The sequence below is a fragment of the Pseudoalteromonas sp. T1lg122 genome, from assembly GCF_002964825.1.
GTDB classification, from domain to species: Bacteria; Pseudomonadota; Gammaproteobacteria; order Enterobacterales; family Alteromonadaceae; genus Pseudoalteromonas; species Pseudoalteromonas gelatinilytica.
In genome coordinates this window covers 56,976-77,000 of the sequence record NZ_PQCG01000001.1, presented here as the reverse complement: position 1 = coordinate 77,000, position 20,025 = coordinate 56,976, and the positions used below count along the sequence as shown (strand labels likewise).

Here is a 20,025-nt window from a genome sequence, read left to right as displayed (position 1 = left end):
CTACTTGAGATATTTGTAAATAGAGTTAAAGTGGTTAGCTATTCACTTTTTGTGATTTTTTATCTATAAGAACAATAAAGGCTTGCCATGTTTAACAGTGCTGTATCGACAATCAATGGTCTTCTTTGGGGAGAAGGCCAAATTCTTATCTATATTCTTCTGTTTGCTGGGATCTGGTTTTCGGTAAGGTTAAAGGCGATTCAATTGGTTAAGTTTCGCCATATGTTTAGCCTATTAAAGTCGAGTAGCAGCACCGATAAAAACTCAATTAGTTCGTTTCAAGCTTTATGTACTGGTCTTTCAGCTCGCGTGGGCACAGGTAACCTTGCAGGGGTTGCCGTTGCAATTTCGTTAGGGGGCAGTGGCGCAATATTTTGGATGTGGGTGATTGCCATTTTGGGCATGGCCACAGGCTTTGCCGAGAGCGTACTTGGGCAAGTTTATAAAGTCAGGGATGCCAATGGCGAGTTTAGGGGCGGGCCTGCTTATTATATTCAGCAAGGGTTAGGCAGCAGAGCGCTTGCGGTGTGTTTTGCCTTTTGTTTATTCCTTGGTTATGGCTTTACGTTCAGTGCCATGCAAACGAATACCATTACCGATGCCCTTAATTACGCATTTGAAATTCCAACTTTGTATTCTGGTATTGTGATCACGATACTGGCTGGCTCTATTATTTTAGGCGGCTTTAAAGCTATTGCCCGCTTTGCTGAACGCATTGTGCCAGTCATGGGCATTTTATTTGTACTTGCCGCTATCATAATTACTTTACTGAATATCGGTAAAGTACCTGCGATGATTGAAGATATTTTACTTTCAGCCTTTGGCTTACAAGAGGCAGGCGCAGGGGCTATGGGCGCAGCAATTAAAAATGGTATTCAGCGAGGGCTTTATTCGAATGAAGCCGGAGCGGGTAGTGTACCCCATGCATCAGGCTGTGCATCGCCAGTACCAAATCACCCAGTCACTCAAGGCTACATTCAAATGCTAGGGGTGTTTTTCGATACTATTGTGTTGTGTAGCTGTACGGCAGTGATTATTTTATTAGCTGATATTGATATTAGCGGCGAAATGGAAGGAATACGCTTAACTCAATCTGCGATGACAGCACATATGGCCGCTGGGGGCATTTATTTTGTGGCAGCTGCAATTTGTTTATTTGCATTTACTTCTGTGGTTGCAAACTATGCCTACGCAGAAAGTAACCTACATTTATTTAAACTAGATAATAAACTCGGCCGAGGTATTTATACCTGTTTATATTTATCCATGATGATTTGGGGGGCATCGGCCACCATTAAACAAGTGTGGGATCTTGCAGACATTGCTTTAGGTTTAATGACAGTGGTGAACGTTATCGCTATCATACGCTTAACGCCAACGATCTTATCTGTGACAAAAGACTATCATAGTCAACGTGAAGCAGGACAAGAGCCGAGGTTTGACTCTGAAAAAGTGCAGGTTCAAGGTCAAACAGAACAAGGGATTTGGCGAAAATAAGCTAAAACAATAACGAGAAAAGTAACCATGATAGATATTTATGCAGGGCCAAGTGCTGCAAAAGTAATTCAAGAGCAAGGCCTGTCTGCCGGTTTGTTCAATACATTTTTAGGGGCAAGCGGTGGACCCAAATGGTTTACATTATTTGGTTTAGATAAATATCTATTTGGTGAATTTTTTAAAGACCGTACCACACCTTTAAACTTATTAGGATCAAGTGCAGGGGCATTTAGAGCTGCCTGTTTTGCACAAAACGACCCTGTTGCCGCAATATCTCGATTAGCAAAGTCATACTCTGAAACACGTTATTCATCGAATAAAGCAAAACCAGAAGAAATAACAACAAAAGCACGAGAGTTATTAAGCACTGTTTTTGCTGAAAATGGTATTCAAGAAATTATTAACAACCCTATTTTTAAAGCCCACTTTATCGTTGCAAAATCGAATGGCTTTACAGCATCAGAAAACAAAGTGATGCAGTTAATGGGGTTATCTAAAAGCTACTTAGTCAATCGAATGAATAGGCGTTTGTTAAGCAAGCAATACGAGCGTTATGTATTTCAGCCTGCGGATAGTCAGTTATCGTTTTCAGATAACAATACTTTCAATACCCATACTATTGACCTTAGCGAAGATAATTTAGCTGATGCATTACTTGCTTCAGGTTCTATTCCATTAGTCATGCAAGGCATTAAAAATATCACAGGAACACCACCAGGTATGTATCGTGATGGCGGTATTATCGATTATCACTTTGACCTAAGTATTCATAATGACGGGCTTATTTTATATCCGCATTTTAATAACAGCCCAAAAGCAGGTTGGTTTGATAAGAGTTTAAAACGGGGTATTACCCCAAGTAATTATGATAATGTGGTGATGATCACTCCATCAGCTGACTTTGTTGCTTCATTACCTTTTGGCAAAATCCCCGATCGTAAAGACTTTACTGACCTTGATGCTGATACACGAATTAAATATTGGCAACAAGTATTCAAAGAAACCGAACGGTTAGCAGAGGCATTTGATGCGGTGTGTACTAATAAGCACACACCGAAAATAAACCTTATCAAATAATATTGCTTTCACTACTTAAACTGATTAATCAAAGATGTTTGCTCAGTTACTTTACTTAGTAACGCTTCGCAAAGTTGCTGTGAGGTATGGCCAAGTTCAGTACACTCATGAGCAAAGTCTTGCGCTGAGGTTAAGTTGGTAGCAATAACCTGGCTTGCTGTGAGTTGTTCATTCATTGCATGCGCTATGATGCTATTGAGCTCGCTTAGTTTGATAGACTGGGCTTTAATATGGTCTAAACTATCGCCGCTTTGATGTGCTAGTTCAACACTTTTAGCCGACAAGTTAAGTCCATCGTTCATGGCAATTTGAGCTTGTTTTGAGGCATGTGTCAGTTGATTTAGCACATTATTTATTTCTTCAGTTGATTGCTGTGTACGCGATGCCAATGCTCGAACTTCACCTGCAACAACAGCAAAGCCACGGCCATGGTCACCTGCTCGGGCAGCTTCGATGGCCGCATTTAAAGCAAGTAAATTTGTTTGATCAGCAATGGCATTTATTTCAGATAAAATTGCCACAATGTGCTGGTTACCTTCAATTAAGTTTGCTACTTGGCTACTTGCAGCTTTGAGTTTTTCATCAAGTTCACTGATTGAATTTATCGTTTGCTTGACCGCCAGTGAGCCTTGTTCGGTTGCTTGATTTGACTCTTCAGCAGCCTGATTTGATTGCATTGTGCTCGATGAAAGCTCATTAATTGAGGCCGTCATTTGCTCTGTGGCAACAACAATTTGCGAGACTTCATCAGTTTGTTTATTTAAAAGTTCCGTCACGTTATGGCCTGATTCTGCACACTGTTGGGCGTTATGATTAACGCCCATGGTCACATCATTAACACGACCAACAACCGCTTTTAATTTTGCTTGTTGCATCTCTAAGGCAAGATGTAAAAAGCCAGATTGATCATTGGTACCAGAATACAGATAAGCCATTAAAGGGTTGTCGTAGACTTGTTTTGCTTTAGTAATCAGCGCTAAATATTTTTGACGCCAAAAATACATGACTCCATTGGCTGATGCCAAAAGTAGTACTAGTACACAGTTAAAAATATTGAATTCAGAACTCAAAACGGCAGCCAAACAACCTAAAAAGCTAATGAGCAATAGGGCACTTATGTAAAGAGTGGCATCAAACTTTGTTGCAGTGGCATGAGATTTTTGGTTATTGTTTATTTTTGCGTATTCATCGGTTGCTCTTTGTATAACCTCATCACTTTGCTTAGTTCTTACAGATTGAAACTCAACCGTACGACCATTGCTATCTTTGATTGGTGTTACAAAAGCATTCACCCAATAGTAGTCTCCATTCTTACAACGATTTTTAACAGGCCCCATCCAAGATTGACCATTTTTGAGATGCTGCCATAAATCTGCAAAAGCCAGTTTCGGCATATCAGAGTGACGAACAAGGTTATGAGGTTTACCCACCATTTCGTCTAATGTGTATCCAGCTATTTTACAAAACTCATCATTGGCATAGGTAATATGGCTTTGTAAATCTGTCGTTGAAAGAAGGATGTCAGATTCAGAAAATTTAACTTCGGTATTGGTATTAATTCTATGTTTCACGTCAAAATCACCCAAGTACAGCTTTGCATTCAGATAGTTAAATTAGCGGACTAAATAAACAGGCTGAGAACAAAAAATGAATCAGTGCTAAATTAGCAAAGAATGTTTATAAACAATTTAGCGATTAATCAGTAAAAAAGAACTAGGAAAATTCCGGTTTTATGTTGCAAAAGTTAATATTATTTAACTAAGAAAAGTTAGGTGCCTGAGTTAAAAGTTGGCTAAAATTGTAAAATTTAGCCAACTTGATTTTTAAAAATACATTAATCACGCAAAATAAAATCACTTTGACAGGGCGCTTCACCAGGGCTTTGATCTAATTTTGCATTTGGGCAATTTTTAGTAAAAAATAGCGCTTCTTCTAAAGAGTTCATTTGGCTGCAATATTGACGGTCATCACATTCATACTCTGGCTTTTCATAATCTGATAGTGTGATTTCACGGTTGTGACTGTAATTTAATTTTACGGGATCAATGATTTTTGTTTGCAGCGTTTCCGTTGGTGAGATGCCCCCATAATTAACTGCATAATAATCCCATGCGAAATAGCCGATAATGATGATTAGAAAAAACTTCCTCATGATGAATCCTTGTTATTATTGTTGAGACTAATGTGAATCGTGAGCGGTATTAAGGCCTAAGCCTTATGGCCCAATCCGAAAGTCTTACTATAATAAGGTGAAGAAATAATATTAAGTAAAATTAGTGGCTTATGAATTAAATACGAAATTTCTGATAGTGTTGATAAATCAAAAGTTTGAACTTAACAACAGTTTTAAGTATTTAATCATTAGAAATGTTGGGTTTAGAAAACTAGTTAAATTAATTGCCGATACATGAAGATTACAATGTATTTGCTTCCCATAAATTACGTTATGTTAAATCATGTAAAATAATTAAAAGTGGGAGTTAGGTTGCTAACTAGCCCACTTTTAGAAGGGTTTTAAATTACTTAATTTAGCTCAGAATCGACCCAAAACTTGGTGCCTTTGAGTACGGCTTGTAGTGCAAGGCCATTTTCGGTTAAAGAATAAACGGTTACTTGGTCGGCAATTGCTTCAGCAACTAAAGCACCACCTTTATCTTCATATTTTGCCGCTGCATCAGCGTTTCCACCGAATGCCCATCCGTGTTCAATAAAGCGATTTACTGCTGCTTGATTATGAAAAACCATCACAACATTAAAGTCTTTAACACCTAAACCTAGGCCCAAACCTGCTTCACCCATATTCATATAAGTTGATTTACCGGTTAAGTTATTTTTTACTACACCATAACCACCACCAAAACTGGCTAAAACAACATTGACGTTGGCATTATCAAAAACCGCGTAACCGGCAGAGTTTGCTATTTGTTGTTTAACATCTGGTTTTTGTGCATAAAGCTTACTTAATGTATTATTTTTCATGCTTTGCACTAAAGCACGTTTTTCATCGGGTGATGCACTACCTGTAGTAGCGCAACCGGTTAAAATTGTCGTGATCAAAACTAAACTAATAGCGATATACTTTTTCATACATATTCCTTGAATATTAGTATGGCAATCTAGTAAATGTTGCAAATACTAAAGATATCTTAAGTCCAATACTAGACAGTATCGGACTTTATGGTAATCTTATAACTAGTTATTTTACAAGAAATTACATCATTATGCTCGTTGCTCTCGTCGATACACTAAAACAACTGCGTTACCAAATTGCCCATCTTGAAGATGATACTCTTGCAACAGAATATCCAGAACTTGATAACTTTATACATCACGTTGGATTGACTGTTGCTGAATCAAAAAATGACTTAGTTTTTCTTTATCAGTTTTTGTATGTGTATGGCCGAAAATCAGAAGCCACATTTAATCGTTTTCGAAATGAGCTTGAGCGTTTTTGTTTATGGTCGTGGTTGGTTGCTCAAAAATCGGTATTTGATCTAAAACGTGACGATATTGAAGCTTATGTTGATTTTATGGTTGAACCAGATTCAGCCTGGTTATCAAATTCAGTGCAATGGCGTTATAAAGATGAACAAGGGATAAGACGACTCAATACAAATTGGCGCCCTTTCATTAATAAAGAAAATATTGCTAGCCAACAAACACTCGCTGCTATGTTTACAGCACTCAATGTTTTTTATAAGTTCGCAATTTTAGAAGAAAAAACATTTGCTAACTTTGTACCCGTTGTTAAAAAGAATAGCCCTTACTTAGTGGTGCAATCGCAAATCAAAATCCCCGATACACTCAGTGATATTCAATGGGAATATGTTTTTGGTGTTACTCGGGATTTATGTGAGCAACAACCTGATTTAGAAAGAAATTTATTCACTCTTGCTTGCTTAAAAGGGTTGTACTTACGAATATCTGAGTTATCAGAACGACCTCAGTGGTCACCCGTTATGTCACATTTTTGGCAAGATAATGATGGCTTTTGGTTTTTAAGAATAATGGGGAAAGGTAATAAATTACGTGATGTTACTTTAAGCGAAGATTTTATCACGTATCTAAAACGTTACAGACTTTACCGTGGTCTACCTGCCCTGCCCCGCGTTGATGAAGCTGAACCGCTTGTTCACAAAATTCGTGGTAAAGGGGGAATGACTGTTCGACAAATTCGCCGTTTAGTACAGCAAAGTTTTGATTTAGCAAAACAATCATTATTAGATGACGGCTTTAAAGATGATGCGGAACAACTTGAAGCAGCCACTGCTCACTGGCTAAGACATACCGGTGCAACACACGATGCGCAAACAAGACCTCTTAAGCATTTATCTGAAGATTTAGGTCATGCAAAAATTGCTACGACAGATCAAATTTATATTCAAACTAATATAAAAGAACGCGCAAAGTCTGGAATAAAAAGGAAAATCTAATGGAATATACAATACTTGCATTAGTCGGTTTAGCTTTATTGTTTTACTCACTGACGATTCGGCAATTAGAGAGAACTGAAATTACCGGGCCAATGTTTTTTGTGTTGGTCGGAATTGCAATGTCTTACTTTTTACCAAGTGAGTTCAAATTAGGCGAAGCCGGACTCAGCGACATTTTACCTTTGGTTGAACTCACACTCAGTATTTTTTTATTCACCGATGCAGCAAAATCAAAACTTCCTGTATTAAAACATAGTTATCAGTACCCTAGCCTATTACTTTTTGTCGCTTTACCAATGACATTATTGTTAGGTGTGGCCGGTGCTTTATTTTTCTTTTCTGAATTGTCACTTTTTCAATCTGCTTTGATTGCGGTGATCTTAACGCCAACTGATGCCGCGCTTAGTAAGGGAATTTTAGAATGCACATCGGTTCCAGAAAAAGTTCGCGAAGGAATAAATACAGAAAGTGGTTTGAACGATGGCCTTTGCGTACCGATTTTTTTAGTTTTACTTTTATTAGCTCAAAATCCAGAAAGTGCTGTAACTACCGTTGATACTCTACTTGTTTTTGCAAGAGAGTTAGGAGTAGCACTTGTTATTGCAGGCGTGTCGATGGCCGTCTTTATTCCACTTTTAAAAATTGCATTAGCACGCCATTACTTTGCAAATAATAGCAGTCCATTTTTATTGATTGGTTTAGTCATGGCCATTTTCTCTTTAACACAAAATTTTCATGGCAGTGGTTTTATTGCTGTTTTTGTAGCTGGACTTTTATTTGATTACTTAGCACCTAAAAAAATTCGTTCTACATTAGTTAAAGATTCTGAACATATCGCTGAATTCGTTGCGCTACTGATTTGGTGTTTATTCGGTTTTGTATGTGGTCACTTAATTGTGAATGATATTACCTGGCCAATTGTTTTTTATGCGCTATTAAGTGTGACGATTTTTAGAATTGTGCCGGTACTACTTTCACTCATGTTTACTAATCTAAATTTCAAAGACAAATTTACATTTGCTTGGTTTGGTCCACGAGGTTTGGCGTCTATTGTTTTCACATTAATGGTGATGGATACAGCAATTACAAACAAAGAGCAAATTGCCACCGTAACATTAACAACCATTTTATTTAGTGTGTTTATTCATGGCATGAGTACCAAGCCCATCGCAAAAAGTTACCAATAAAAAAGGCGCGTTAAGCGCCTTTTTATTTTTTAAAACTTACAGTAGCTCTGCAATTAATTGCAGTGGATGCTTTGGCTTAAATTTTTCATAGCGTTTCACTTGGCTACGACAAGAAAACCCAGTTGCTAAAATAGTTTCAGGCTCATTATTAGAAATAATTGGTCGCCAACTCATTTCATAAAGTGCGCGTGAATTTTCTTGGTTTTGTTTTTCATGGCCATAGGTTCCGGCCATACCACAACAACCTGTACTAGTCGTATCTAGTTGTAAATTTAAATCAGCAAAAATGGTTTGCCAAACTTTAGATGCATTTGGCATAGCTGTTGTTTCAGTACAATGACTTAACAATTTAAATGGTGAATCAGATTTAGTGGCAAGAGTAACCTGTTTGAAGTCTTGCGTTTGAAGCCATTCATGCGCAAGTTCAACTTTAAAACTTCCACGGTTCTCTTTTAAAATTGACACATATTCATCTCGGTAACACATAACCAAAGATGCATCGAGCCCAACTAAAGGTGCATTGATTTCACTGAGTGAATTTAAAAACTCAGCTGCATTTTTTGCTGTTGTTTTAAATTCATTTAAAAACCCTTTTACATGCTGTGCTTTACCATTAGGTTTAAATGGTAATAGCATTGCTTTTTTACCTAACGCTTTAATGACTTTAATAAAGCTTTCAACTAATTCTGCTTCGTAAAAACTCGTAAATGGATCTTGAACTATCAATACATATTCAGCTTGTTGTTCTTTGGAAAGTGAATTTAGTAATTCAAAATTGAATTGTTGATCTTTTGAAATTCGTTTTGAAAGTTGCGGTACGCTTAAACTTGGTGTATCAACATAACCAATAGTATTTTTAATTAAACCTGAAACAAGTTTTGTATTTACTATTGGATTTACCACTTTAGCAAATTTTGCCATCACCGGTGCAGTTTGTTCGATGCCTGCTACTAAGTAATCTTTTGCTGGGCGTGCATAATAACTATGGTAGAAATTTAAAAAGCGTGAACGGAATGTTGGTACGTCAACTTTAATTGGGCATGCAGTTGTACATGCTTTACAAGCTAAACATTCGTCCATTGATTCTTTCACTTCATGAGAGAAATCATAAACGCCTTTTTTCTTATCGCGACTATGTTGATAGCGCTCCCACCAAGTGATTACTTCACCATTGATCAATTCTTTTTCAACATTGAGTAAATCAATATTTTCAGACTCTTGAAGTCGTAACCATTCGCGCATTAAACTCGCGCGTCCTTTTGGTGAATATCGGCGGTCACCTGTTACTTTATAAGACGGACACATTGGTGATTTTTCATCGTAGTTAAAACACAGACCATTACCATTACAGGTCATCGCGTTATTAAATTCTGTTTTAACATCGATAGAAATTTCTTTGTCGAACCAGGCTCGCTTTTGATCGTCAACAGAAACGAGTGAGTCTTTACTTTCAATTGGCGTACAGATTTTACCTGGGTTTACTCTGTTATTTGGATCAAATGCCGCTTTAATTTTTCGAAGTTGTGTAAATAAATGCTCGCCAAAAAATTCAGGGCCATATTCACTTCGATATCCTTTGCCGTGCTCACCCCACATTAAGCCGCCATATTTGGCAGTCAATTTAACGACTTCATCTGAAATATGACGAAGTAATTTTTCTTGCTCAGGGTCACACATATCTAAAGCAGGTCTTACGTGTAATACGCCAGCATCAACATGACCAAACATACCATATTGAAGATTGTGGTTATCGAGAAGTTCGCGAAACTCAACAATGAAATCTGCTAAGTTTTCTGGAGGTACAGCTGTATCTTCAGCAAAAGCTAATGGTTTTTGATTGCCTTTTACATTCCCTAAAAGACCCACTGACTTTTTACGCATTGCATAAATTTTTAAAATATCAGCCTTGTCATTCGTTAACTGATAACCGATCACGCCATTAGTTTGCTTTGTAACACATTCATCAAGTAACTTACAAAGAGTGTCTACTTTGTCTTTTATGTCTTCTGGTGAAACCGCATTAAACTCAACCATGTTGAGCCCTTGCATATCTTTGTTTTCAACATCGGTTATTAAGTCCGATACTGAATGCCAAATGATATCTTCACGAGCAAGGTTAAGCACTTTACTGTCGACTGTTTCTACCGAAGTTGCATTTGCTGCGACTAGAAAGGGTGAATGACGAAGTGCAGAATCAAAGCTATCGTATTTAATGTTAATTAAAGTCTTAAATTCTGCAATGGGCGTAATGTTAAGTTTCGCTTCTGTAACAATACCTAAAGAACCTTCGGAGCCAGTAATTAATCGGCTCATATCAAAGGTTTGTAAATCATCAGAAAAAATATGTTCTAAATCGTAACCGGTAAGAAAACGGTTTAAACGTGGGAATTTTTCTAAAATAGCATCACGGTTTTCAAGGCCAATATCGATAACTGTTTTATATAATTTACCTACAGTCGTGTTTTGTTCAGCAATTACTTTTGCTTTTTCAATAGGCATAGGGGTTGTTGACATTTCAGTGCCATCAACAAGATAAGTAGTAAGGCCTAAAACGTGATCACTGGTTTTGCCATAAACCAAAGAGCCTTGACCAGAGGCATCTGTATTTATCATGCCACCGATTGTTGCTCGGTTACTTGTTGATAAATCGGGGGAAAAGAAAAAACCATAAGGGCGTAAAAAGTCATTTAATTGATCTTTGATTACACCTGTCTGCACGCGTACCCAGTTTTCTTCGACATTGATTTCTAAGATTTCACGCATATAACGTGATAAATCAACAACTATACCGGGTGTTAGCGATTGGCCATTAGTACCCGTACCGCCACCGCGTGGACCAAAGGTCAGTGATAAAAACGGATCACGTGAAGCAATTTGCATAGCAAGTTGTATGTCTTTTGCAGACTTTGGAAAGATGACACCTTGAGGTACTTGTTGGTAAACGCTGTTATCGGTCGATAAACTTAAACGTGTAGAAAAGCTTGCATCGGTATCACCACTAAAACCTTGTTTTTTAATTGTTTCTAAGTAATTAGATACGAGTTCTGTGGCAGCTTGTTGTTGGCTTATTGTTGCTATCATGACGGTGATAAATTAAGGCATTTTGCAAATTATATCATGCTAATAGCTAAGATAAATTGAAGATTTTACAGTTTGTAACACTCTTTTTATCGATTTAGGGTGCAATACTTTTATACTGTGTAATAAAGCAGCAAATGGAGATAATCAGATGAAAAAAATTGCATTAATCAGTTTAGGTGCCTTGTCCATGTTATTGGGATTAGTTTTGTCATTATTCCCGGACCGTCGTTGATCTTTTTTATTGCAGGTCTCTTCTGTTTATCTTTTTACTATCCTAAAGCGCGTGATTATTTAACCTTGTGTCAAAAAGCACTCACTAAGTCATGTGCATATATTGATAAAAAACTTGCTCGCTGATTTAAAGGGCGTGTTGTCCTTTGTAGATTAGACTTTGTTCACTCTAGGGGCGATTTAATCGCGGCGCGAGATTTGTAACCTAGTGGGCTAAGTAAAAATCGAGCAAAGCTACCGCGTCCTGCTCACGCCCCTTACCTACATCCATGTAGGTAACAAAGAGTTAATCGCCCCTAGAAAGAACCCGAAGGGCAGCGCGTGTTTGGCATTGATGCTGCGTTATCAGCTATTTATGTGGAACAACCACACTACACAGGCTCTGCCTTGCATAAATACCAAACACACTGCTGCAAAATCAATCATAAAAGGACAACACGCCCTTCGAAGTAACAAAAATGCCAGCTAAGTGCTGGCATTTTTTATATTAGGTTCTTTATTTTAGCTAAATAAAGTAGTTAGTCGGCTAATTTTTTAGCAAGATATAACCAAGTTTCTAATACTGTATCTGGGTTTAAAGAAACAGAATCAATGCCCTGCTCAACTAACCAAGCTGCAAAGTCTTCGTGATCTGAAGGACCTTGACCACAAATACCTACGTATTTGCCTTTTGCTTTAGCTGTTTGAATAGCCATTGATAATAGTTTCTTGATTGCAGGGTTACGCTCATCAAATAGATGGGCAATTAAACCAGAATCACGGTCAAGACCTAATGTTAACTGAGTTAAGTCGTTTGAACCGATAGAGAAACCATCGAAATACTCTAAGAACTCATCTGCTAGTAAAGCGTTTGATGGTAATTCACACATCATGATTACTTTAAGACCATTTTCGCCACGTTTAAGGCCGTGCTCTTCTAGTAATTCAATAACGCGTTTACCTTCTTCAAGTGTACGAACAAATGGGATCATGATTTCAATATTAGTCATACCCATTTCGTTGCGAACGCGTTTAATTGCTTCACATTCTAGCGCGAAACAGTCACGGAAATCTTCAGAGATATAACGTGCTGCACCACGGAAACCAATCATTGGGTTTTCTTCTTCTGGCTCATATTGCTGGCCGCCAACAAGGTTTGCATATTCGTTCGACTTGAAGTCAGACATACGAACAATGACACGCTCAGGTGCAAACGCACAACCTAGTGTTGCAATACCTTCAACAAGCTTAGAAATATAGAATTCAACTGGCGATTCATAACCGGCCATCATTTCTGAAATTTCAGCTTTAAGCTCATCAGATTGCGCATCAAAATTAAGAAGCGCTTTAGGGTGAACACCAATCATACGGTTGATAACGAATTCAACACGTGCTAGACCAACACCAGCATGTGGTAAGCGAGCAAAGTCAAATGCGCGATCAGGGTTACCTACGTTCATCATGATTTTCATCGGTAATTCTGGCATTTCATCAACACGTGAAGTAAGTACTTCGTAATCTAAAATGCCTTCGTAAATGTAACCTGTGTCACCTTCGGCACACGAAACAGTTACATCTTGACCCGCTTTAATTAAATCAGTTGCGTTACCACAACCAACAACAGCAGGAATACCTAGTTCACGAGCAATGATTGCTGCGTGACAAGTACGGCCACCACGGTTTGTTACAATCGCGGCTGCACGTTTCATGATTGGTTCCCAATCAGGGTCAGTCATGTCAGTAACTAGGATGTCACCTTGTTGTACTTTATCCATCTCATCGATTGAATTAAGTACACGAACAGTACCTGAACCAATTTTGTGACCGATTGCACGACCTTCAACAACTACAGCACTTGTGCCGTTTAGTTGGAAACGTTCCATTACGTTTGCGTCTTCATTTGAACGAACTGTTTCTGGACGCGCTTGAACGATATAAAGTTTACCGTCGTTACCGTCTTTCGCCCATTCAATATCCATTGGACGACCGTAATGTTTTTCGATAATCACAGCTTGCTTAGCAAGTTCTTGAACTTCTGCATCTGTGATTGAGAATTTGTTTGAAAGTGAAGAATCTACATCAACAATTTCAACTTGCTTACCGTGTGATTCATCCGCAGAGTAAATCATTTGGATTGCTTTTGAACCAATGTTACGGCGAACTACTGAAGGTTTACCGTTAGCAAGTGTCGGCTTGTGAACATAAAATTCATCTGGGTTTACAGCACCCTGTACAACCATTTCACCAAGACCATAGCTTGAAGTGACAAATACAACATCTTCAAAGCCAGATTCAGTATCAATACTGAACATAACACCTGAAGCTGCTTTATCTGAACGAACCATGCGTTGGATACCAGCTGATAATGCAACACCGCGGTGGTCATAACCTTGGTGAACACGGTAAGAAATAGCGCGGTCATTAAATAGTGAGGCAAACACGTGTTTAATAGCAGTCATTACTGCATCAATACCACGTACGTTTAAAAACGTTTCTTGTTGTCCTGCGAATGAAGCGTCTGGCATGTCTTCTGCTGTAGCAGATGAGCGAACCGCAAATGAAACATCTTGTGATGCGTCGCCATGTAATTGGCTATATGCGTCGCGAATGGCTTGGTCTAGGTTTGGTTGGAATGGTGTGTCGATAATCCATTGGCGGATTTCGGCACCGACTTTAGCGAGTGTATTTACATCATCCACATCCAATGTGTCTAAAATATCGTGGATTTTTGAGTTTAACCCAGATTGCTCTAGGAACTCGTTGAATGCATCAGCGGTTGTAGCGAAACCACCTGGCACTTGAACACCAGCGTTAGCTAGGTTTGAGATCATTTCACCCAGTGAAGCGTTTTTACCGCCAACACGTGGAACATCTTGCATACCAAGCTCTTGATACCAGAGAACGTATTCTTGCACGGATCTTTCTCCATAAACAAATTGTAGTACTAACTGTGAGAGTTAAGAAAGAAAACCTTCTAAAAAGGTCGTAGTCATTCTACACTGGCAACAGACCTCACGTAAACCGTGAAGCCCCTATTTTGCAGATAAAGGTAATAAAAAGGTTAATTATGAGAACTGCATTTTATATCTCTGATGGAACAGCAATCACCTCAGAAGTCTTTGGTCACGCGACCTTATCAATGTTTCCTGTGGAATTTAATCACAAAACAATTCCTTTTGTTGAAACAGAAAAAAAAGCAAATGAAGTTAAGAACTTGATTAATTCAACAGCACAACGTGATGGTGAACAGCCACTTGTGTTCTTTACATTTGTAAATCATGAACTAAGTGGAATCATAAAATCGTCGTGTGCGGTGTGTTATGACTTTTTGTCACAATACAGTGATAAAATTGGCGAAGAGTTAAAAGTTGCACCTGTACCTAAGGTTCATAGAACACACTCAATGCATGAAAAAAGTTATGATTTTCGAATTGATGCGGTGAACTATGCGTTAACTAATGATGACGGCGCTAATATTAAGAACTACTCTGAAGCTGACATTATCTTAGTGGGTGTTAGTAGAAGTGGTAAAACACCAACAAGTTTATACTTGGCATTACAATATGGCATTAAAGCGGCTAATTATCCGCTTACTGAAGATGATTTAGAAAGAGGCACCCTGCCTGAATGTTTAAAAGCTTACAAGCATAAACTATTTGGGTTAACGATTGACCCTATTCGCCTTGCTGATATCCGCCAGCGTCGTATGGCTAATTCTAAATATGCGTCTTTAAAACAGTGTCGTATTGAAGTGCGCGAAGTAGAAATGCTTTATAAAAAACAAAAAATACAATACCTGAATTCTACGCATCATTCAGTAGAAGAAATTTCAGCGAAAATTATATCTGATACAGGTCTTGAACGACGTAAGTACTAACTACTTCTAGTATCGGACATTAAAAAAGGCTGCAACGTGCAGCCTTTTTTGGATAACTTAAGATGTTACTTACGTGCGTCTTTTAATAAATCAGCAACTAAGAAACCAAGTTCTAAAACTTGATCTGCATTTAAACGCGGGTCGCACTGTGTGCGGTAGCGTTGTGCTAAATCTTCATCTGATAAACCATAAGCACCACCCGTACATTCAGTCACGTGCTGGCCAGTCATTTCTAGGTGAACACCACCTGGGTATGAACCTTCAGCTTTGTGAACTGCAAAGAACTGACTAATTTCACGAAGAATATTATTAAAGCTTCGTGTTTTATAACCTGAGCTCGCTTTCTCAGTATTGCCATGCATTGGATCTGAGCTCCAAATAACTTTACGGCCTTCTTGTTGTACTTTACGTACTAGTGCCGGTAGTTTTTCAGGCAGAACATCAGCACCCATTCGTGTAATTAACGTTAAGCGACCTGGAATGTTATCTGGGTTAACGGCATCGATAAGTTTGATTAGCTCATCTGGGTCCATACCCGGTCCAACTTTCACACCGATAGGGTTTTTAATCCCTTTGAAGAATTCGATGTGGGCATGATCAAGCTGACGTGTACGCTCACCAATCCAAACAAAGTGTGCAGAACAATCGTACCAGTCACCTGATAAATGGTCACGACGTGTTAGTGCTTCTTCGTAACCTAATAATAATGCTTCGTGTGATGTAAATAAGTCAGTTTCTTTTAAGCTTGGAGCAACGGTTGAGTCGATACCACACACTTCCATAAATTCAAGCGCATCTTGAATTCTGTCTGCTAGCTGTTGATATTTCTCTTTAAGTGGATTTGCAGCAACAAAACCCATGTTCCAACGGTTTACTTGATGTAAATCGGCTAAACCACCTTGCGCGAATGCGCGTAATAAATTTAACGTTGCTGCACTGTGATGATATGCCGTCATTAAACGCTGTGGATCCGGTACTCGTGCTTGCTCAGTAAATTCAAAGTTATTGATGATATCACCACGGTACGAAGGCAGAGATACACCGTCAATTGTTTCATAATCTGATGAACGTGGCTTTGCATACTGACCAGCCATACGCGCAATTTTAACGACAGGGCATTTACCGCCATAAGTTAAAACAACGGCCATTTGTAAAAGCGTTTTAAATGTATCGCGGATATTTGCAGCATTAAAGTCACTGAATGACTCTGCACAATCACCACCCTGTAATAAAAAGGCTCTGCCTTCACATACAGCTTCTAATTGTTTGTATAAGCTACGCGTTTCTTCAGCAAATACTAAAGGTGGTGCGCTTTTTAATTGCCCTTCAACTGATTTTAGGGCTTCTTGATCTGGGTACTCTGGCTGCTGAAGTATCGGCAGTTTTCTCCAGCTGTCTGGGTTCCACGATTGCATGTTCTTTCCTCATTCCTAACATAGACCGTTAACGAAAACTAACTTATTGCACGTACTAAGTTCAAGGACAATATTCAGCTATTTATGATTATTTCGTTATTTGATAAACAGTTTCGATATTAACAATTAGAACCCCATGATTTTATTGTTCTAAACCAGTTAGTTACAGCTGTTTCACGATGTTTTCGTTGATGCACCATAAAAGAACACATCTTACCTTAATTAAGCTATAGTGTAACCTCAGCTTTACATGTGAAAAACATCCTTTTTTACGTTTACATTGATCAAATTCAAAAGTTGTACTAGCAAACAATGTTAAGAACACATCATACTTTATCAGAGTTGAATGTTAGGTCAGCAATGAAAAGAAATTAACTTTAAATGATCAAGTGATAAGGTTAGAATTGAATTAAATTTAAGTAAGATGTGTTCCTATGAGTTCCAAGTTAGAAATACGTAGTCAGTTTGATTTAGTAAGTGAATTAACTCATTTATTTTGTGAAGAATTAAAGGAAGTGGGTTTTCATAAGGCATCATATTATCAACTGCCAGATATCGATATAAACGACGAAAAGAAAGTTCCTTCTTCAATTAGTGTACATAAAATTGAAGGCGATGATGCTCATAAACTAATTCTAAATTCCTTTGGTGATTTTTATAAAAAGACAGGATTAAGTAGTCGAGTTTTAAAAAGACATCCAGGCTTATTAGTTTTAAAAGATGTCGATAAGCAACATTTCATTGCACGGATAAATCAGTTGAATAAAGCCAAAGCTGATTTTAAAAATAGCGTAATAGCTATCGATAATAATGATGCGCGGTTTGAAGCGGTGCACAATGCAGTTCCTAATCTCATTACACTTGCTGCATATCGTAAGATTCATTTTGAAACTGAATCGCCCTACTCTGTTCGTTTTACTTGGATGCACAAACATGCAACTAAAACGCTAACAAAAAAAATGGCTTTAGCAATGTTGGATAAATCGGCAAGTTATTCAAATCCAAGAATGATCGACCAACACTCTTGGCAAGCGCTAGTTGCACAAGAACAAAGCCGTGTTGCAAGTTTAGGTGATAAAGAAAAATTACGAATTCGCAGGCCAACAAGAGTTAGCCCACAAGTTAATGTAAGATATACCGCTCAAAACCGATATCATGTTAGTGCTGCTTTACCTTTTATTTTGATCAATCCAGAACCTGATGTAAAACTTGGTACATTAACTGATTATCAAAAACCTGAAAGCCACCCTCGTAAAAGAGAATATGATTTCTTAGTAGATAGACTTTACTTAGAACAAGTAACAGATTGATTATGTTAAAAAGGCCACATCAGTGGCCTTTTCTATATAGTAGAGAGTATTAAAGAAATTAGTCTTCAACTATTTCTTCAATTTTGTCTTCATCGATTAATACCGCATTCTCAACGATACGTTTTCCACCTTGAATTTCGATTCGTTTGTTATGCTTATTAAGCGTAAGGATCTCATCACAAAATTGGTCAGACGGATGCATCTCGTAAGTATAATCAATAATATTACCTGTTTTGTCATCTTTAACATTGGTAATGTTATATTCAGAGATTGCACCTTTCTCTATTAAATCTTTCATTGTTGTCGTCATATCACGACGCAAAGCTTTTAATTTATTTTCTGTAATTTCATCTGTCGAATAGATAGAACCGTATTTTTCCATGATTGATAATAGTCGGAAATGGTAGGTCTTACCCGGTGCCGCATAACGCCATAAATGATATAAACGAAGCATCATCCAACGTGACAAACCGCGTTTTAATTCTTGCGCACTATTAAAGTAATAACCCTTATATTCAAGGTTATCGATCATGTTATGAACGAAGGCATTTAAACATGCAACACACTTTACGTTTCCGCCTTGTCCTTTTTTACCGCTAAAGTGAAGTGACGACAAAAAGTTCATATTCGATTCGTAAAATGAATCATCAATATCAGAATTTCGAGTGTCGGTTGCTGAGTATCTAAAAGAAAGTTTAGAACCTTGTAATGCTTCTAATGATTCTTTGATTTGCGGATACGGCATTGACTGGCCAACCGCTTTCAGCTCTTGCGCTAATTCATTCATTGAAAAAACAACCGCGTATTGAATACCCGATTTAAAATTAATTTTTACAATTTTACCTTTAGAGGCTAAACGAATTAAGGCACGCTCGACCTTTTCTTCACGATCAGATGGCCAAACAAGATATTCAACATCTTCACCATCTTTTCTTGTGCTTACTACCGCTGGCGTAATTTTGATTTCGCCATCATAAAGAATGCCGTCAACTTTTTCAGAGATTCTTCGTGTTACGATGGTTTTCTTTGGTGCTTCTTCAACCGGAAGCTTCTTATGACCAGAACGGACAAAACGTCCCCATAAATCATAATGATTAAAAGTATTTGAGTAAGCTCTCAAACCATGTGCAGCATTTTCAATTGAAACGCGCACATCTTTGTTGTCTGTAAATAGTGCAAGACTTTCATTATCTATTGCACTTTCCACCCCGTGGATCTGCCCGCGTAATGTATCGGGTAAGTTATCTACCGAGATGTTGACCTTTCGGCTCATTGTTCTTATTTCCAATTTTTCTTCGACAGTTAATAACAACACATAAAACTTCAAAAGTTAAATGTTTAAGTTAGTAAAAACTTGATCCGATCTTAATTAATTTCTTAGGATCAGTTTTATACTAACTCATTCGTAAAAGCTAATTTTCAGATCAGATTTTTACTAAGTTATAGTTGATAGGTCGTGATTTTACTAACTCAGTTCAAATTATGTCCTGTGAATCGCCTTGTTAAGGCTAATTAACACGACATAAATCTCCTTTTTTGAAATTGCATGTGGATAAATCAAGTTCAAGTTAGCATAGATCTGATCTGTACCAACTATAGATCAGATCCATACTAACTAAATGCATTAGTTTACCGAGTTCTCAGTGCATAACTTTCTAATTTAGTTAGTAAAATTATGATCTACTCAGGCATATTTGTGAGTAATTTAGTGATTAAACTGTGCATAACTCAAAAGCCTGTTTTTTACTTAGTAATAAGCTGATCTGTGAGTAATAAGAGATCTGATCTTAACCAAGTAAAACTATGATCTGTTATTTTATAAAATATTCAATTAAATCAGCTAGATATTATTCTATTTTAGCATCTTAACCTTATATACCTATATACTTAACCGATATTAAACTTACTTATTTATACTTAGCATCAGTAAAGTTACAA

Annotated in this window: 14 protein-coding genes; 7 read left to right on the top strand and 7 right to left on the bottom strand. The window is 37.7% G+C overall.

Annotated features, from left to right (window positions below; genetic code table 11):
* The first annotated feature begins 87 nt into the window (after positions 1-87).
* Together C2M33_RS00365 and C2M33_RS00360 are read left to right on the top strand one after the other, a co-directional pair.
* A complete protein-coding gene (locus tag C2M33_RS00365; RefSeq protein WP_063703739.1) occupies positions 88-1,497 on the top strand; it encodes an alanine/glycine:cation symporter family protein in 1,410 nt (469 codons plus the stop codon).
* 27 nt (positions 1,498-1,524) lie between these two features.
* Entirely contained in the window at positions 1,525-2,574 is a 1,050-nt protein-coding gene (locus C2M33_RS00360; RefSeq protein WP_063703741.1) for a patatin-like phospholipase family protein, read from the top strand.
* A gap of 11 nt (positions 2,575-2,585) precedes the next feature.
* Here the strand turns inward: C2M33_RS00360 and C2M33_RS00355 are convergent, their stop codons facing one another.
* The 3 genes from C2M33_RS00355 to C2M33_RS00345 all read right to left on the bottom strand — a co-directional run bounded on the left by C2M33_RS00355 (position 2,586) and on the right by C2M33_RS00345 (position 5,661).
* Positions 2,586-4,145: a methyl-accepting chemotaxis protein gene (locus C2M33_RS00355; RefSeq protein WP_138625012.1), complete on the bottom strand. Its 1,560-nt coding sequence runs from the start codon at positions 4,143-4,145 to the stop codon at positions 2,586-2,588.
* A 263-nt stretch (positions 4,146-4,408) separates the two neighbouring features.
* Entirely contained in the window at positions 4,409-4,726 is a 318-nt protein-coding gene (locus C2M33_RS21515; RefSeq protein WP_063703743.1) for a hypothetical protein, read from the bottom strand.
* A gap of 371 nt (positions 4,727-5,097) precedes the next feature.
* On the bottom strand, positions 5,098-5,661 hold the full coding sequence (locus C2M33_RS00345) for a YSC84-related protein (protein ID WP_105173362.1): 564 nt from the start codon (positions 5,659-5,661) through the stop codon (positions 5,098-5,100).
* Between the two features lie 134 nt (positions 5,662-5,795).
* Here C2M33_RS00345 and C2M33_RS00340 point away from each other — a divergent pair, with 134 nt between their 5' ends.
* Positions 5,796-7,007: a tyrosine-type recombinase/integrase gene (locus C2M33_RS00340; RefSeq protein ID WP_105173361.1), complete on the top strand. Its 1,212-nt coding sequence runs from the start codon at positions 5,796-5,798 to the stop codon at positions 7,005-7,007.
* Positions 7,007-8,194: a cation:proton antiporter gene (locus C2M33_RS00335; RefSeq protein WP_105173360.1), complete on the top strand. Its 1,188-nt coding sequence runs from the start codon at positions 7,007-7,009 to the stop codon at positions 8,192-8,194. Before C2M33_RS00340 ends, C2M33_RS00335 begins: the two co-directional genes overlap by 1 nt.
* Positions 8,195-8,230: 36 nt before the next feature.
* Here C2M33_RS00335 and ydiJ read toward each other — a convergent pair whose 3' ends face one another.
* Positions 8,231-11,275 (bottom strand): D-2-hydroxyglutarate dehydrogenase YdiJ, encoded by a 3,045-nt coding sequence (gene ydiJ, locus C2M33_RS00330; protein WP_105173359.1) that lies wholly within the window; start codon positions 11,273-11,275, stop codon positions 8,231-8,233.
* A gap of 228 nt (positions 11,276-11,503) precedes the next feature.
* On the opposite strand from ydiJ, the gene C2M33_RS21510 reads away from it, so the two are divergent.
* On the top strand, positions 11,504-11,632 hold the full coding sequence (locus C2M33_RS21510) for a hypothetical protein (protein WP_442793142.1): 129 nt from the start codon (positions 11,504-11,506) through the stop codon (positions 11,630-11,632).
* A 392-nt stretch (positions 11,633-12,024) separates the two neighbouring features.
* Here C2M33_RS21510 and ppsA read toward each other — a convergent pair whose 3' ends face one another.
* On the bottom strand, positions 12,025-14,400 hold the full coding sequence (gene ppsA / locus C2M33_RS00315) for a phosphoenolpyruvate synthase (RefSeq protein ID WP_063703758.1): 2,376 nt from the start codon (positions 14,398-14,400) through the stop codon (positions 12,025-12,027).
* A 152-nt stretch (positions 14,401-14,552) separates the two neighbouring features.
* On the opposite strand from ppsA, the gene ppsR reads away from it, so the two are divergent.
* Complete coding sequence (gene ppsR / locus C2M33_RS00310; protein WP_063703760.1) at positions 14,553-15,362, top strand: posphoenolpyruvate synthetase regulatory kinase/phosphorylase PpsR; 810 nt, start codon at positions 14,553-14,555, stop codon at positions 15,360-15,362.
* A gap of 65 nt (positions 15,363-15,427) precedes the next feature.
* Here ppsR and C2M33_RS00305 read toward each other — a convergent pair whose 3' ends face one another.
* Entirely contained in the window at positions 15,428-16,777 is a 1,350-nt protein-coding gene (locus tag C2M33_RS00305) for a class II 3-deoxy-7-phosphoheptulonate synthase (RefSeq protein WP_054563102.1), read from the bottom strand.
* A gap of 434 nt (positions 16,778-17,211) precedes the next feature.
* On the opposite strand from C2M33_RS00305, the gene C2M33_RS00300 reads away from it, so the two are divergent.
* A complete protein-coding gene (locus C2M33_RS00300; protein WP_063703762.1) occupies positions 17,212-18,087 on the top strand; it encodes a DNA replication terminus site-binding protein in 876 nt (291 codons plus the stop codon).
* A gap of 58 nt (positions 18,088-18,145) precedes the next feature.
* Here C2M33_RS00300 and C2M33_RS00295 read toward each other — a convergent pair whose 3' ends face one another.
* Entirely contained in the window at positions 18,146-19,360 is a 1,215-nt protein-coding gene (locus C2M33_RS00295; RefSeq protein WP_063703764.1) for a hypothetical protein, read from the bottom strand.
* Positions 19,361-20,025: the final 665 nt, after the last annotated feature.

Bases quoted from the DNA above. Each gene is read 5' to 3' on its own strand.
- C2M33_RS00365 (WP_063703739.1), top strand. From the start codon at position 88: ATGTTTAACAGTGCTGTATCGACAATCAATGGTCTTCTTTGGGGAGAA.
- C2M33_RS00360 (WP_063703741.1), top strand. From the start codon at position 1,525: ATGATAGATATTTATGCAGGGCCAAGTGCTGCAAAAGTAATTCAAGAG.
- C2M33_RS21515 (WP_063703743.1), bottom strand. From the start codon at position 4,726: ATGAGGAAGTTTTTTCTAATCATCATTATCGGCTATTTCGCATGGGAT.
- C2M33_RS00345 (WP_105173362.1), bottom strand. From the start codon at position 5,661: ATGAAAAAGTATATCGCTATTAGTTTAGTTTTGATCACGACAATTTTA.
- C2M33_RS00340 (WP_105173361.1), top strand. From the start codon at position 5,796: ATGCTCGTTGCTCTCGTCGATACACTAAAACAACTGCGTTACCAAATT.
- C2M33_RS00335 (WP_105173360.1), top strand. From the start codon at position 7,007: ATGGAATATACAATACTTGCATTAGTCGGTTTAGCTTTATTGTTTTAC.
- ydiJ (WP_105173359.1), bottom strand. From the start codon at position 11,275: ATGATAGCAACAATAAGCCAACAACAAGCTGCCACAGAACTCGTATCT.
- ppsR (WP_063703760.1), top strand. From the start codon at position 14,553: ATGAGAACTGCATTTTATATCTCTGATGGAACAGCAATCACCTCAGAA.
- C2M33_RS00305 (WP_054563102.1), bottom strand. From the start codon at position 16,777: ATGCAATCGTGGAACCCAGACAGCTGGAGAAAACTGCCGATACTTCAG.
- C2M33_RS00300 (WP_063703762.1), top strand. From the start codon at position 17,212: ATGAGTTCCAAGTTAGAAATACGTAGTCAGTTTGATTTAGTAAGTGAA.
- C2M33_RS00295 (WP_063703764.1), bottom strand. From the start codon at position 19,360: ATGAGCCGAAAGGTCAACATCTCGGTAGATAACTTACCCGATACATTA.